The 14,425-nt window shown below is 60.6% G+C and carries 12 protein-coding genes; all 12 read right to left on the reverse strand.

Features of this window, described 5'->3' with window-relative positions:
- Positions 1 to 19 precede the first annotated feature (19 nt).
- Positions 20 to 148, reverse strand: a complete 129-nt coding sequence (locus AF70_RS29740; protein ID WP_256677813.1) for a hypothetical protein — start codon at positions 146 to 148, stop codon at positions 20 to 22.
- 445 nt (positions 149 to 593) lie between these two features.
- On the reverse strand, positions 594 to 2,057 hold the full coding sequence (gene nuoN / locus AF70_RS02500) for an NADH-quinone oxidoreductase subunit NuoN (RefSeq protein ID WP_018925505.1): 1,464 nt from the start codon (positions 2,055 to 2,057) through the stop codon (positions 594 to 596).
- Positions 2,058 to 2,064: 7 nt separating this feature from the next.
- Positions 2,065 to 3,597: an NADH-quinone oxidoreductase subunit M gene (gene nuoM, locus AF70_RS02505; RefSeq protein ID WP_028941267.1), complete on the reverse strand. Its 1,533-nt coding sequence runs from the start codon at positions 3,595 to 3,597 to the stop codon at positions 2,065 to 2,067.
- 40 nt (positions 3,598 to 3,637) lie between these two features.
- The gene (gene nuoL, locus AF70_RS02510; RefSeq protein ID WP_018925507.1) at positions 3,638 to 5,491 is read right to left on the reverse strand and encodes an NADH-quinone oxidoreductase subunit L; all 1,854 of its coding nucleotides are present in this window, start codon (positions 5,489 to 5,491) and stop codon (positions 3,638 to 3,640) included.
- Positions 5,488 to 5,796: an NADH-quinone oxidoreductase subunit NuoK gene (gene nuoK, locus AF70_RS02515; protein WP_007940879.1), complete on the reverse strand. Its 309-nt coding sequence runs from the start codon at positions 5,794 to 5,796 to the stop codon at positions 5,488 to 5,490. The genes nuoL and nuoK overlap by 4 nt, the downstream gene beginning before the upstream one ends.
- Before the next feature lie 2 nt (positions 5,797 to 5,798).
- Positions 5,799 to 6,302, reverse strand: a complete 504-nt coding sequence (nuoJ, locus tag AF70_RS02520) for an NADH-quinone oxidoreductase subunit J (protein ID WP_019580075.1) — start codon at positions 6,300 to 6,302, stop codon at positions 5,799 to 5,801.
- Positions 6,303 to 6,311: 9 nt separating this feature from the next.
- A complete protein-coding gene (gene nuoI / locus AF70_RS02525) occupies positions 6,312 to 6,857 on the reverse strand; it encodes an NADH-quinone oxidoreductase subunit NuoI (protein WP_007940875.1) in 546 nt (181 codons plus the stop codon).
- A 12-nt stretch (positions 6,858 to 6,869) separates the two neighbouring features.
- A complete protein-coding gene (gene nuoH, locus AF70_RS02530) occupies positions 6,870 to 7,877 on the reverse strand; it encodes an NADH-quinone oxidoreductase subunit NuoH (RefSeq protein ID WP_019648467.1) in 1,008 nt (335 codons plus the stop codon).
- Positions 7,874 to 10,588, reverse strand: a complete 2,715-nt coding sequence (gene nuoG / locus AF70_RS02535) for an NADH-quinone oxidoreductase subunit NuoG (protein WP_028941268.1) — start codon at positions 10,586 to 10,588, stop codon at positions 7,874 to 7,876. Before nuoG ends, nuoH begins: the two co-directional genes overlap by 4 nt.
- 137 nt (positions 10,589 to 10,725) lie before the next feature.
- Positions 10,726 to 12,081, reverse strand: coding sequence for an NADH-quinone oxidoreductase subunit NuoF (gene nuoF / locus AF70_RS02540; protein WP_028941269.1), 1,356 nt, complete (start codon positions 12,079 to 12,081; stop codon positions 10,726 to 10,728).
- Positions 12,078 to 12,575, reverse strand: coding sequence for an NADH-quinone oxidoreductase subunit NuoE (gene nuoE, locus AF70_RS02545; protein WP_007905058.1), 498 nt, complete (start codon positions 12,573 to 12,575; stop codon positions 12,078 to 12,080). Before nuoE ends, nuoF begins: the two co-directional genes overlap by 4 nt.
- Before the next feature lie 2 nt (positions 12,576 to 12,577).
- The gene (gene nuoC / locus AF70_RS02550; RefSeq protein WP_028941270.1) at positions 12,578 to 14,362 is read right to left on the reverse strand and encodes an NADH-quinone oxidoreductase subunit C/D; all 1,785 of its coding nucleotides are present in this window, start codon (positions 14,360 to 14,362) and stop codon (positions 12,578 to 12,580) included.
- Positions 14,363 to 14,425 lie beyond the last annotated feature (63 nt).

The raw sequence follows: 14,425 nt of genomic DNA on the forward strand, positions 1-14,425 counted from the left end.
GGCGTGAGCCCCCGATTTTTTATTCGGCTTTCAGTTCGGCCAGTTCTTCCTTAGTCAATTGGAGTGTTTCGATCTGCTCGGCAGTCGGGGCTTCCTGCTGTTCAAGATCAATAACTTTGTTTGCATTCCAGCTAACGAGATAACCCATCATTGAATCCTCTTGTTTTTAGTTTGACTGTGCACTGTTGAGCACGGATCAAATGTATAAGTCATTCGATGAGAGAGTCAAAAATGTCTGGAAGTTTCGACAGGCAGATTTAAGCGGTGCGGAAATACGTACATAACCATTCTCGGCTTGACCGAGTTGGCGCGACACAATGGTTTGCTCGACAGGGAACAGCATTACAAAACTAACTGGGCGTCTGGTTTTTGTCGTAGACGCTTGTAGGAAACTTCAACTGCATACAGAAGACAAATCTCTTTAACTGATTTTTTCAATCCTATGGGGCTTCGGCTTGGCGAGTTCTCCTACACCTTTTGTGGATACTTCAGACGTCACTGCACCTTTCACTGCTGGCGGTTGCGAACTTGCAAACGCAAAAACGGCACCCGAAGGTGCCGTTTCTGTTTTCTACCGAGTATCGCTTAAGCGATCAACCCGCCAACCCCGACTGTTGAACCAGGTTCAGCAGCGGTTGTGGGTACAGGCCGAGGAAGAACGCCAGTACGGCGATCGCCAGCAGCATCACGCCGCCTGCACGTTGTTCCCAGTGCAGTTGCGCATCGTGGCGACGCAGGTTCGGTTCCATCAGGTACAGGGTGACCATCACACGCAGGTAGTAGAAGACGCCGATGGCGCTGCCCAGTACCAGGGAGCCGACCAGCCACCATTGGTGCGATTCGACACCGGTGGCGATGATGTAGAACTTGCCGATGAAGCCCGCGGTCAGCGGGATACCGGCCAGGGACAGCATCATCACGGTCAGGACGGCGGTCAGGTACGGACGGCGCCAGAACAGGCCACGGTATTCGTACAGGGCATCCGCGTCACGGCCGCTGTACGGCGAGGACATCAGGGTGATCACACCGAACGCGCCGAGGCTGGTGATCACGTAGGTGACCAGGTACACGCCGATGGCTTCCACGGCCAGGCCCTTGCTCGCCACCAGGGCGATCAGCAGGTAACCGAAGTGCGCGATGGACGAGTAACCCAGCAGACGCTTGAGGTTGCTCTGGGTCAGTGCCAGCAGGTTGCCGAACAGGATCGACGCGATGGCGATGACGGTCAGCACGTTGCTCAGCACGCCACTGCTCGCCGCTGGCGAGATCTGGAACAGACGCACCATCACCGCGAACACCGCCACTTTGGAGGCCGTGGCCAGGAACGCTGCCACCGGTGCCGGAGCCCCTTCGTAAACGTCCGGGGTCCAGAGGTGGAACGGTACCAGCGACAGTTTGAACGCCAGGCCGATCAGCATCATGCCCAGGCCCAGTTGCGCGATCGGGCTAGGCAGGCCGGTGGCCGCCAGGGCCTGACCGATGCCGTTGAAGCTCAGGCTGCCGGCTTCGGCATAGAGCAGGGCCATGCCGAACAACAGGAACGCGGAACCGGCGGCCGACAGCACCATGTACTTGATGCCGGCTTCCAGCGAACGTTTGTTGAAGAAGGCGTAAGCCACCAGACCGTAGACCGGTACCGAGAGCAGTTCCAGACCGACGAACAAACCGGCCAGGTGCTGCGCGCTGACCAACACCAGGCCACCGGCGGCGGACATCAGGATCAGCAGGTAAAGTTCTTCACGGTTGCCCGGGTAGCCCGTACCGCCATCGCCCAGGTAGGCGTGGGCGAGGGTCACACAGGCGAGGGTGGCGACCAGGATCAGCGCCATGTACAGGCAAGCGAAAGTGTCGATCTGCAGCAACGGGGTCACGGCCAATGGCGCGACTTTCAGGGCTGGCAAGATCGACAGCAAGGCCAGGTTAAGACCTGCCACCGACAGCAGGAAGGTTTGCGAGTGGTTGCGGCGCCACGCGATAGCCAGCATCACCACGATGATCGTGGCGCTGGTGATCAACAACGGCGCAAGCGCGATAAAGTGTTGAGTCGTGAATTCCATAGCGCTCTTACCGGGCCGAAGCGAGTTGAGTGAAGGCGGAGCCGAGCCACTGCTGCACGCCATGCATCGTCGCGGCAGAGGTATCGAGGAACGGTTGCGGGTACACGCCGATGTAAAGCAGCAGTGCCGCAAGCCCAACCACCATGATCAGTTCGCGACCGTCCATGCCATGCAGCACCGCGTCGGATTTCGACGGGCCGAAGAAGGCACGGTGGACCATGATCAGCGAGTAGACCGAACCGAATACCAGGCCGGACGTGGCGATCACGGTGACCCATGGCGCGCTGGCGAAGGTGCCGATCAGGATCAGGAACTCACCGACGAAGTTACCGGTCGCCGGCAGGCCCAGCGACGCCGCTGCGAAGAACAGGCTGAGGGCTGGCAGGTAGGCAATCTTCGACCACAGGCCACCCATCTCACGCATATCGCGGGTGTGGGTGCGCTCGTACAGCTGACCGGAGAGGATAAAGAGTGCCGCGGCCGACAGACCGTGAGCCAGCATCTGCATGACCGCGCCCTGCAGTGCCAGTTGGCTGCCGGAGTAGATGCCGATCAACACGAAGCCCATGTGGGAAACGGACGAGAAGGCAATCAGACGCTTGATGTCGGTTTGCGCAAAGGCCAGGAACGCACCGTAGAAGATCCCGATCAGACCCAGGGTCATGGCGAACGGCGCGAACTCGGCCGAGGCATTCGGGAACAGCGGCAGGGCGAAACGCAGCAGGCCGTACGCAGCAGTCTTCAGCAAGATACCGGCCAGGTCGACGGAACCTGCGGTCGGTGCCTGGGCGTGAGCGTCAGGCAACCAGGAGTGGAACGGTACGACGGGCAGCTTGACCGCAAAGGCGATGAAGAAGCCGAGCATCAGGATGTACTCGGTGGTCTGCGACATCTTGGTTTTCAACAGATCGGCGTAGTTGAAGGTAATCACGCCGGTGTCGTTGAAGTTGACCAGTACCAGGCCCAGGATCGCCACCAACATGATCAGGCCGGAAGCCTGAGTGAAGATGAAGAACTTGGTCGCCGCGTAGATCCGGGTTTTCTTGCCGTCCGAAGAACTGTGACCCCAGAGCGCGATGAGGAAGTACATCGGCACCAGCATCATTTCCCAGAAGAAGAAGAACATGAACAGGTCGAGGGCGAGGAACACGCCAACGACACCGCCCAGGATCCACATCAGGTTCAGGTGGAAGAAGCCCACATGACGCTGAATCTCTTTCCAGGAGCAGAGTACCGAGAGGACACCCAGCAGGCCGGTCAGCAGGATCATCAACAGCGACAGGCCGTCGAGGGCCAGGTGCACGTTGATGCCGAAGCGCTGGATCCAGACGTGTTTGAACTCAAGCGCCCAGGTCGGATCGGCGCCAGGTTTTGGTGCAAATGAATAGTCACCGTTGGCCCACAGCCAGAGGCCGAGGGAGAGCAGCAGGGACATGGTGATCAGCGCAATCCAGCGGGGGAGGGTGGCGCCGAAGCGCTCACCCATCCAGCACAGCAGGCCGCCGATGAAGGGGATCAGGATTAGCCATGGCAGAATCATGACGGGCTCGTTTCCTTTCGCAAGTTCGCAAGGTTCATAGTCAGACCGCTACCAGCACGACGGCGCCGATTACCAGCACGGCACCAGCAGCCATCGAGGCGGCATACCAACGCAATTGACCGGTCTCGGTGCGGCTCAGGGCGGTGTGACCGCCTTTGGCCATACGCGGGATCAGACCGATGGTCTGGTCGAGCGGGTCTTTGCGCAGAATGTGGCTGATCGCAAGGTATGGCTTGACGAACAGTTTGTCGTAGATCCAGTCGAAGCCCCAGGCAGCGAACCACCAGGCCGAAAGGAAGCGGCCGATGCCGCTGTTGGCGATGGCCGTGACGAAGCGACGCTTGCCGAGGAACAGCAGCGCGGCCAGCAGGATACCGGACAGGGCGATGGCGCCCGAAGCGATTTCCAGGCTGTGCTTGGCTTCGCCGCCGGCATGGCCGACGCTTTCCGGCAACACACCGTGCAGCGGTGGAACGATCATCGCGCCGACGAACGTCGACAGTACGATCAGCACCGACAGCGGCAGCCAGTGAGCAATGCCGTGACCGGCATGGGCTTCGGTCTTCGCTTCACCGTGGAACGTGATGAAGATCAGGCGGAAGGTGTAGAGCGAGGTCATGAAGGCACCGACCAGACCGGCATACAGCAGGCCTTCGTTACCGCTGGCGAACGCTTCCCAGAGGATTTCATCCTTGGAGTAGAAGCCCGCGGTCACCAGAGGCAAGGCCGCCAGGGCCGCGCCGCCGACGATGAAGCTGGCGTAGGCCAGTGGCAGTTTCTTCCACAGGCCGCCCATCTTGAAGATGTTCTGCTCGTGGTGGCAGGCAACGATCACCGCACCGGATGCAAGGAACAGCAGCGCCTTGAAGAAGGCGTGGGTCATCAGGTGGAAGATCGCGCCATCCCATGCACCCACGCCCAGGGCCAGGAACATGTAGCCGATCTGGCTCATGGTCGAGTAGGCGAGGATACGTTTGATGTCGGTCTGAACCAGTGCGGCAAAACCTGCCAGCACCAGCGTCACGCCACCCACAACACCTACCAGGTGCAGGATATCCGGCGCCAGTGCAAACAGGCCGTGGGTACGGGCGATCAGGTAGACACCGGCGGTTACCATGGTCGCGGCGTGGATCAGTGCCGAAACCGGAGTAGGGCCGGCCATCGCATCCGCCAGCCAGGTTTGCAGCGGCAGTTGCGCGGATTTACCGACAGCGCCGCCCAGCAGCATCAGGGTCGCCAGAACGATCCAGAAGTCACCGGCCTTGAAGTGCTCAGGCGCCTTGACCAGCAGTTCCTGGATATTCAGCGTACCCAGTTGCTGGAACAGGATGAACAGGCCGATGGCCATGAACACGTCGCCGACGCGGGTCACGATGAAGGCTTTGAGTGCCGCGTTACCGTTGTTGCGGTTGCTGTAGTAGAAACCGATCAACAGGTACGAGCACAGGCCTACGCCTTCCCAGCCGAAGTACACGAACAGCAGGTTATCGGCCAGGACCAGGAACAGCATGCTGGCGATAAACAGGTTGGTGTAGGCGAAGAAGCGCGAGTAACCGGCTTCACCGCGCATGTACCAGGACGCGAACAGGTGGATCAGGAAGCCCACGCCCACCACCACACCGAGCATGGTCACGGACAGACCATCCAGGTACAGGGCGAAGTTCGGCGTGAAGCCTTCCACCGCCATCCATTGCCACAGCACCAGGGTGTAGTGGCCACCCTCGGGCGGTGCAACGTTGAATTGCCAGATCACATAAGCCGCGACGATCGCCGACAAGCCGATGGAGCCGACGCCGATCAGCGCCGAGAGGTTTTCCGAGAGGCGTCCGCGGGAGAACGCCAGCAGCACAAAACCGATCAGGGGGAACAGGAAAGTCAGATAGAGAAGGTTCATCCGCGCATCTCGCTGGCAGCGTCGATATCGAGAGTGTGGAAGCGGCGATACAGCTGCAACAGAATCGCCAGGCCAATACTGGCCTCGGCGGCTGCCAGGCTGATCACCAGGATGAACATGATCTGTCCATCCGGCTGCGCCCAGCGGCTACCGGCAACGATGAACGCCAGTGCGGAGGCATTCATCATGACCTCCAGGCTCATCAGCACGAAGAGAATGTTGCGCCGGACCATCAGGCCGACCAGACCGAGGCAGAACAGGATGCCGGCGACCGCCAGACCATGCTCCAAAGGGATAGCAGGCATCGTCATTGCTCCTTGGCTTCGTTGCGGCCCAAGTGGAACGCCGTGACGGCTGCGGCGAGCAGCAGCATCGAGGCGAGTTCGACCACCAGCAGATAAGGACCGAACAGGCTGATGCCCACGGCCTTGGCGTCTACGGTGGTGTGGCCGAGGGCCTGGCCGCTGGAGTGGCTGAACAGCACATACAGCAGTTCAGCCAGCAGCAGGGCGCCGAGTACGACCGGGCCCAGCCAGATACCGGGCTTGAGCCAGACGCGCTCCTGCTGAACCGAGGCCGGGCCCAGGTTCAGCATCATCACCACGAACACGAACAGCACCATGATGGCGCCGGCGTAGGCGATCACTTCCAGTACACCGGCAAACGGTGCGCCAAGGGCGAAGAACGTCATGGCCACGGCGATCAGCGAAATGATCAGGTAGAGCAGGGCGTGCACGGGGTTGGTGTTGGTGATCACGCGAAGCGTGGACACAACAGCAATACCCGATGCGAAATAGAAAGCGAATTCCATCGTTCTTCCTTAAGGCAGCAAGCTCTTCACGTTGATCGGCTCGGCTTCATTCTGCGCGGCGCCTTTTGGCTTACCGGCAATCGCCATACCTGCAACACGATAGAAGTTGTAGTCAGGGTTTTTACCGGGACCGGAGATCAGCAGATCTTCTTTCTCGTAAACCAGGTCCTGCCGCTTGAACTCGGCCATTTCGAAATCCGGTGTCAGCTGGATTGCGGTGGTCGGGCAGGCTTCCTCGCAGAGGCCGCAGAAAATGCAGCGCGAGAAGTTGATGCGGAAGAAGTCCGGGTACCAGCGACCGTCTTCGGTTTCAGCTTTCTGCAGCGAGATGCAACCCACCGGGCACGCCACGGCGCACAGGTTGCAGGCTACACAACGCTCTTCGCCGTCGGGGTCGCGGGTCAGGACGATACGGCCACGGAAACGCGGCGGCAGGTACACGGGTTCTTCCGGGTACTGCAGCGTGTCGCGCTTGCGGAAGGCGTGGCCGAAGATCATCACCAGGCTGCGAAGCTGGGTGAAGAAGCCATGCACGATGTCAAAAATGTACTTCATGATTCTCTATCCTCACTGAGCCGCGACGGCGGGCGTGTTGAGCAACACGATCGCAGCGGTCACCAGCATGTTGACGAGGGTCAGCGGCAGGCAGAACTTCCAGCTGAAGTCCATCACTTGGTCATACCGTGGGCGCGGAATCGAGGCGCGCAGCAGGATGAAGAACATGATGAAGAACGCGGTTTTCAGTGCGAACCAGATGAACGGGATCTGCGGCAGCAGGCCGAACGGGCCGTGCCAGCCACCGAAGAACAGCGTGACCAGCAGCGCCGAGATCAACACGATGCCGATGTACTCACCGACGAAGAACATGCCCCATTTCATGCCAGCGTATTCAATGTGGTAACCGTCGGCCAGTTCCTGTTCCGCTTCCGGCTGGTCGAACGGGTGACGGTGAGTCACGGCGACGCCAGCGATGAAGAAGGTCAGGAAACCGAAGATCTGCGGAATGATGAACCACATGTTCTGCGCTTGGTATTCAACGATGTCGCGCATGTTGAACGAGCCAACCTGGATCACGATGCCCATCAGCGACAGGCCCATGAACACTTCGTACGACACGGTTTGTGCCGAGGCCCGCAAGCTGCCCAACAGGGCGAACTTGTTGTTGCTCGACCAGCCGGCAAACAGCACCGCGTAGACCGACAGACCCGCCATGGCGAAGAAGAACAGGATGCCGATGTTGATATCCGCCACGCCCCAGGTCGGGGTGATCGGGATGATCGCGAAGGCAATCAGCAAGGCGCTCATGGCCACGACCGGTGCCAGGGTGAAGATCACTTTGTCGGCGAACGGTGGGGTCCAGTCTTCCTTGAAGAACATCTTGATCATGTCGGCCGCAATCTGGAACGCGCCGAACGGGCCGACGCGATTCGGACCGTAACGGTCCTGCCAGAGGGCGAGCAAACGACGCTCGACCCAGCTCAGCAGCGCGCCGCAAACCACTACGGCGAGCAGAATCACGATGGCCTTGAGGACCGCGATGATTACGTCGATCACTTCAGGAGTGAACAAGGTCATAGCGCTGCCTCCTGCAGACCGTCAACGGATTTGCCAAAGATGGCTGGTGGAATGCCGGCGATACCTGCAGGCAATGCGACCAGACCGGCACCCAGCTCTTCGTTGATGCGCAGCGGCAGACGCAAAGTCTGGCCAGCAACGTTCAAGCTCAGCAGGGCACCGTCATTGACACCCAGGCGATCGGCTTCGGACTTGGCCAGCGACACGTAGGCGGCCGGGATGCGCTCCTGCACCGGTGCGGCTTTGGAAGAGTTTTCTTCGCTGCCGAACAGGTGGAAGAACGGTACGACCTGCCAGGTGCCTGGCGCCGGGTTGAACGCACGCGGAACACTGGCGAACCAGTTCAGCGAATCACCGGTGCTTTCGATCAGGCGAGTGCCCGGGTCGCCAGCGCGCAGGTGACCACCGACTTCGTCCTGGAACTTGTTCCAGGCTTGCGGCGAGTTCCAGCCCGGAGACCAGGCGAAAGGTACTTGCTGACGCGGTTCGGCGGAGCCCGAGTAACCTTCCATCGAGAACGAGAATGCAGTGTCGTTATCCTGGGAAGTACGCGGTTCGTGCACGCTGATGTCGGCGCGCATGGCGGTACGACCGGAGTAACGCAGCGGTTCGCGCGCCAGTTTCAGGCCTTTGATCCGGAATGCGGCGGACGGTGCGGCATCGACGATACGCGCCAGTTGCGGCGTGCTTGCAGCAACGGCAGCGGTGACGTGGTCCAGTTGGGTCCAGTCGATCGGCTGGTTCAGCAGGGTCGAACGCAGGGCATGCAGCCAGCGCCAGCCTTCGTGAACCAGAATGCTCGCGTCGAGGTAAGTCGGGTCGAAGACCTGGAAGAAACGCTGGGCGCGGCCTTCCTGGCTGACCAGCGTACCGTCGCCTTCAGCGAAGCTGGCCGCTGGCAGTACCAGGTGCGCGCGATCGCTGGTGGCGGTCTTCTGATGGTCCGCCACGATCACCACTTTCGCAGCGTTCAGGGCAGCATCGACCTTGGATTTGTCGGTACGGGTGTACAGATCGTTTTCCAGCACGACGATGGCGTCGGCCTTACCGTCGATCACGGCTTGCAGTGCTTCGTCGACCGAGTTGCCGCCGAGCATGGCCAGGCCGAGGCTGTTGGCCTCCGGCACGATCAGGCTGATGGAACCGTTCTTCTCGCGCAGCTTCAGGGCTTTGGCGATGTTCGCCGCCGCTTCGATCAGCGCCTTGGAACCCAGCGAGGTACCGGCAATGATCAGCGGACGCTTGGCGGCGAGCAGGGCGTCGGCAATGCGCTTGGCCAGCGCCAGAGCTTCGGCGTCCAGACCTTCAACGGCCGGTGCGCTGGCGTCGAGGGCATGAGCCACGGCGAAACCGATGCGGGCCAGGTCGTCCGGTGCGGCGTGAACGCATTCTTCAGCGATGTCGTCGAGCTTGGTTTCAGCCAGGCTGGCGATGAACAGCGGGTTCAGTTCGTGCTGGCCGATGTTCTTCACCGCGGCGTCGAGCCATGGCTGAACGCGCATGGCGTCGGCCATGTCTTCGGCCTTGCCCTTGACCGATTGACGCAGGGCCAGGGCCATGCGCGCAGCGGTCTGGGTCAGGTCTTCGCCGAGGACGAAAATCGCATCGTGGTCTTCGATGTCACGCATGTTCGGGATCGGCAGCGGGCTGTCTTTGAGCACCTGCATGACCAGACGAATGCGTTCCAGCTCCGAGGCTTCGATACCGGAGTAGAAGTGCTCGGCGCCGACCAGTTCGAGCAGCGCGTAGTTGCTTTCGAGGCTGGCGCGTGGCGAACCGATACCGACGATGTTGCGACCGCGCAGCAGGTCGGCGGCTTTATCCAGTGCTTCGTCCAGGCTCAGTTTCGCGCCGTTGGCCAGCAGTGGCTGACGTGGGCGATCCTTGCGGTTGACATAGCCATAGCCGAAACGGCCACGGTCGCACAGGAAGTACTGGTTCACCGAACCGTTGAAGCGGTTTTCAATGCGGCGCAGTTCGCCGTAACGCTCGCCCGGGGAGATGTTGCAACCGCTGGAGCAGCCATGGCAGATGCTCGGCGAGAACTGCATGTCCCACTTGCGGTTGTAGCGCTCGGAGTGAGTCTTGTCGGTGAACACACCGGTCGGGCAGACCTCGGTGAGGTTGCCGGAGAACTCGCTTTCCAGGGTGCCGTCTTCAACGCGACCGAAGTACACGTTGTCGTGGGCGCCAAACACACCGAGATCGGTGCCGCCAGCGTAGTCCTTATAGAAGCGCACGCAGCGATAGCAGGCGATGCAGCGGTTCATTTCGTGGGAAATGAACGGGCCCAGTTGCTGGTTCTGGTGGGTACGCTTGGTGAAGCGGTAACGGCGCTCGTTGTGGCCGGTCATCACCGTCATGTCTTGCAGGTGGCAGTGACCGCCTTCCTCACAGACCGGGCAGTCGTGAGGGTGGTTGGTCATCAGCCATTCAACGACGCTGGCGCGAAACACTTTCGCTTCTTCGTCGTCGATGGAGATCCAGCTGCCGTCGGTGGCGGGGGTCATGCAGGACATGACGATCCGACCACGCTTGTCGTTCTCGTCGGTGTACTGCTTGACCGCGCACTGGCGGCAAGCGCCAACGCTGCCAAGGGCTGGGTGCCAGCAGAAATAAGGGATATCGAGGCCTAGCGACAGACATGCCTGTAACAGGTTGTCTGCCCCATCGACTTCGAGCTCTTTGCCGTCTACGTGGATAGTGGCCATGGTTCAAAGTTCTTCGTTGGCCCGGTGTCAGCGGGCGTGGCTAATGGAATCTTGTTATCCGTCCAAATCCAAACAGCCTCGAAAGGCGTCATCGGACGAAAGGCGAACGGCACGGACCGTTCGCCTTTTTTAAAGCGTTAAGCGCCGACTACGATCGGCTTTGCCAGAGGCGGGACGATGGCGCGGGTAGGCGCGATGCCGGCTTCGAACTCTGGACGGAAGTATTTGATGGCACTGCCCAACGGCTCCACGGCACCCGGTGCGTGAGCACAGAAGGTCTTGCCTGGGCCGAGGAAACCGACCAGACCCAGCAGGGTCTCGATATCGCCGGCTTGCCCTTCACCGTTCTCGATCGCGCGCAGCAGCTTGACGCTCCACGGCAGACCGTCACGGCATGGGGTGCAGAAACCACACGATTCACGGGCGAAGAACTCTTCCATGTTGCGCAGCAGGGACACCATGTTGACGCTGTCGTCCACCGCCATGGCCAGGCCGGTACCCATACGGGTGCCCACTTTGGCGATGCCGCCGGCGTACATTTGTGCGTCCAGGTGTTCCGGCAACAGGAAGCCGGTACCGGCGCCGCCAGGCTGCCAGCACTTGAGCTTGTAACCGTCGCGCATGCCGCCGGCGTAGTCTTCGAACAGCTCGCGACCGGTAACGCCGAACGGCAATTCCCACAGGCCCGGGTTCTTGACCTTGCCGGAGAAGCCCATGAGCTTGGTGCCCATGTCTTCGCTGCCTTCGCGGGCCAACGATTTGTACCAGTCCACGCCGTCGGCGATGATCGCCGGCACGTTGCACAGGGTTTCAACGTTGTTCACGCAAGTCGGCTTGCCCCACACGCCCACGGCGGCAGGGAAGGGCGGCTTGGAGCGCGGGTTGGCGCGGCGGCCTTCGAGGGAGTTGATCAGTGCGGTTTCTTCACCGCAGATGTAACGCCCGGCACCGGTGTGGACGAACAGCTCGAAATCGAAGCCGCTGCCCAGGATGTTCTTGCCCAGCAGACCTGCTGCCTTGGCTTCTTCCACGGCACGGTTCAGGTGCTTGGCGGCGGTGGTGTATTCGCCACGCAGGAAGATGTAGCCCCGGTAGGTTTTCAGCGCGCGAGCACTGATCAGCATGCCTTCGATCAGCAGATGGGGCAGTTGCTCCATCAGCATGCGGTCTTTCCAGGTGTTCGGCTCCATTTCATCCGCGTTGCACAGCAGGTAGCGGATGTTGATGGATTCGTCCTTGGGCATCAGGCCCCACTTCACGCCAGTGGGGAAGCCTGCACCGCCGCGACCCTTGAGGCCGGAGTCTTTCACGGTCTGGACGATGTCGTCCTGGGCCATGTCGGCGAAGGCTTTGCGTGCAGCGGCGTAACCGTTCTTGGCCTGGTACTCGTCGAGCCATACGGCTTCGCCGTCGTCACGCAAACGCCAGGTGAGCGGGTGAGTCTCGGCCGAACGCTTGATGCGGTTGGCAGGACCGAAGGAAGTCAGGGTCATACGTAGCCCTCGAGCAATTTGGCAACGCCGGCAGGCTGCACATCACCGAATGTGTCGTCGTCGATCATCAACGCCGGCGCCTTGTCACAGTTGCCGAGGCAGCAGACCGGCAGCAGGGTGAAGCGACCGTCGGCGGTGGTCTGGCCCAGGCCGATGCCCAGCTTGCTCTGGATTTCGCTGACCACCGATTCATGGCCGCCGATGTAGCAGACCATGCTGTCGCAGACGCGAATGATGTGACGGCCGACTGGCTGACGGAAGATCTGGCTATAGAAAGTAGCCACCCCTTCAACGTCGCTGGCCGGGATGCCGAGGATTTCGCCGATGGCGTAGAGCGCGCCGTCAGGCACCCAGCCACGTTCCTTCTGGACGATCTTCAGGGCTTCGATCGACGCCGCGCGCGGGTCTTCGTAGTGATGCAGCTCGTGCTCGATGGCCGAGCGCTCGGTTTCGCTCAGGGCGAAACGGTCTGTCAGGATAAGCGTGCTGTTCATGCTTAACGGTCCACGTCGGCCATAACGAAATCGATACTACCCAGGTACGCGATCAAGTCCGCGACCATGCTGCCTTTGATCACCGAAGGGATCTGCTGCAGGTGCGGGAAGCTTGGGGTACGAATCCGGGTGCGGTAGCTCATGGTGCCGCCATCGCTCGTCAGGTAATAACTGTTGATGCCCTTGGTCGCTTCGATCATCTGGAAGGATTCGTTGGCCGGCATGACCGGGCCCCACGAAACTTGCAGGAAGTGCGTGATCAGGGTCTCGATGTGCTGCAGCGTGCGCTCTTTAGGCGGCGGCGTGGTCAGCGGGTGGTCCGCCTTGTACGGGCCTTCCGGCATGTTGCGCATGCACTGCTCGATGATCTTGATGCTCTGGCGCATTTCTTCGACGCGAACGATGCAACGGTCGTAGGCATCGCCATTGGCCGCCAGCGGTACTTCGAATTCGAAGTTTTCGTAGCCGGAGTAGGGGCGAGCTTTACGCAGGTCGAAATTGCAACCGGTCGAACGCAGGCCGGCACCGGTGACGCCCCATTCCAGGGCTTCCTTGGTGTTGTAGGCGGCGACGCCGATGGTCCGGCCACGCAGGATGCTGTTGTCCAGTGCGGCTTTCTGGTATTCGTCCAGACGCTTTGGCATCCACTCGACGAAATCCTTGACCAGTTTTTCCCAGCCGCGCGGCAGGTCGTGGGCGACGCCACCGATGCGGTACCAGGCCGGGTGCAGACGGAAACCGGTAATGGCTTCGATCACCGTGTACGCTTTCTGGCGGTCGGTGAAGGTGAAGAACACCGGAGTCATGGCGCCGACGTCCTGGATGTAAGTCCCCAGGAACAGCAGGTGGCTGGTGATCCGGAAGAACTCGGCCATCATGATGCGGATGACGTCGACCTTCTCGGGCACCTTGATGCCGGCCAGCTTCTCGACCGAGAGCACGTACGGCAGGTTGTTCATCACGCCGCCGAGGTAGTCGATACGGTCGGTGTACGGAATGAAACTGTGCCAGGACTGACGCTCGGCCATCTTCTCGGCACCACGGTGGTGGTAGCCGACGTCTGGCACGCAGTCGACGATCTCTTCACCGTCCAGCTGCAGGATGATACGGAACGCACCGTGGGCCGAAGGGTGGTTCGGACCCAGGTTGAGGAACATGTAGTCCTCGTTCGGGCCGGAACGCTTCATGCCCCAGTCTTCAGGCTTGAAGCGCGCGGCTTCTTCCTCAAGCTGTTGCTTGGCCAGGGTCAGGCTGAACGGATCGAACTCGGTGGCGCGGGCCGGGAAGTCCTTGCGCAGCGGGTGACCTTCCCAGGTCGGCGGCATCATGATGCGGCTCAGGTGCGGGTGGCCGGCAAAGTGAATGCCGTACATGTCCCACACTTCACGCTCATACCAGTTGGCGTTCGGCCAGATGCTGGTGACGCTCGGCAGGTTGAGGTCGCTCTCGGACAAGGCAACCTTGATCATTACGTCACTATTACGTTCGATCGACATCAAGTGATAGAACACAGTGAAGTCGACGCCGTTTGGCAGCCCTTGACGCTTGGTACGCAGACGCTCGTCCACGCCGTGCAGGTCATAGAGCATGACGTACGGCTTGGGCAGGTTGCGCAGGAAAGTCAGGACTTCGACGAGTTTGGCGCGGGCAACCCAAAGCACCGGCATGCCGGTGCGGGTAGGCTGGGCGGTGAACGCCTCTGGGCCAAAACGGTTGTTCAGTTCGACGACCACATCCTGGTCGTCTGCCTTATAAGGCGGGATGTACAGAGCACTGCCTGCAGTCATGGTTATTTATCGCTTTCGGTCAACGTAAAGAATGAAGCCAGTTTCTCGTTCTATAAAAGAAGC

This window comes from Pseudomonas sp. KD5 (genome assembly GCF_012932895.1).
GTDB lineage: Bacteria > Pseudomonadota > Gammaproteobacteria > Pseudomonadales > Pseudomonadaceae > Aquipseudomonas.

What these genes read in the sequence shown, in the direction of transcription:
- AF70_RS29740 (WP_256677813.1), bottom strand. Translation starts at nt 148, where the DNA reads ATGGGTTATCTCGTTAGCTGGAATGCAAACAAAGTTATTGATCTTGAA.
- nuoN (WP_018925505.1), bottom strand. Translation starts at nt 2,057, where the DNA reads ATGGAATTCACGACTCAACACTTTATCGCGCTTGCGCCGTTGTTGATC.
- nuoM (WP_028941267.1), bottom strand. Translation starts at nt 3,597, where the DNA reads ATGATTCTGCCATGGCTAATCCTGATCCCCTTCATCGGCGGCCTGCTG.
- nuoL (WP_018925507.1), bottom strand. Translation starts at nt 5,491, where the DNA reads ATGAACCTTCTCTATCTGACTTTCCTGTTCCCCCTGATCGGTTTTGTG.
- nuoK (WP_007940879.1), bottom strand. Translation starts at nt 5,796, where the DNA reads ATGCCTGCTATCCCTTTGGAGCATGGTCTGGCGGTCGCCGGCATCCTG.
- nuoJ (WP_019580075.1), bottom strand. Translation starts at nt 6,302, where the DNA reads ATGGAATTCGCTTTCTATTTCGCATCGGGTATTGCTGTTGTGTCCACG.
- nuoI (WP_007940875.1), bottom strand. Translation starts at nt 6,857, where the DNA reads ATGAAGTACATTTTTGACATCGTGCATGGCTTCTTCACCCAGCTTCGC.
- nuoH (WP_019648467.1), bottom strand. Translation starts at nt 7,877, where the DNA reads ATGACCTTGTTCACTCCTGAAGTGATCGACGTAATCATCGCGGTCCTC.
- nuoG (WP_028941268.1), bottom strand. Translation starts at nt 10,588, where the DNA reads ATGGCCACTATCCACGTAGACGGCAAAGAGCTCGAAGTCGATGGGGCA.
- nuoF (WP_028941269.1), bottom strand. Translation starts at nt 12,081, where the DNA reads ATGACCCTGACTTCCTTCGGTCCTGCCAACCGCATCAAGCGTTCGGCC.
- nuoE (WP_007905058.1), bottom strand. Translation starts at nt 12,575, where the DNA reads ATGAACAGCACGCTTATCCTGACAGACCGTTTCGCCCTGAGCGAAACC.
- nuoC (WP_028941270.1), bottom strand. Translation starts at nt 14,362, where the DNA reads ATGACTGCAGGCAGTGCTCTGTACATCCCGCCTTATAAGGCAGACGAC.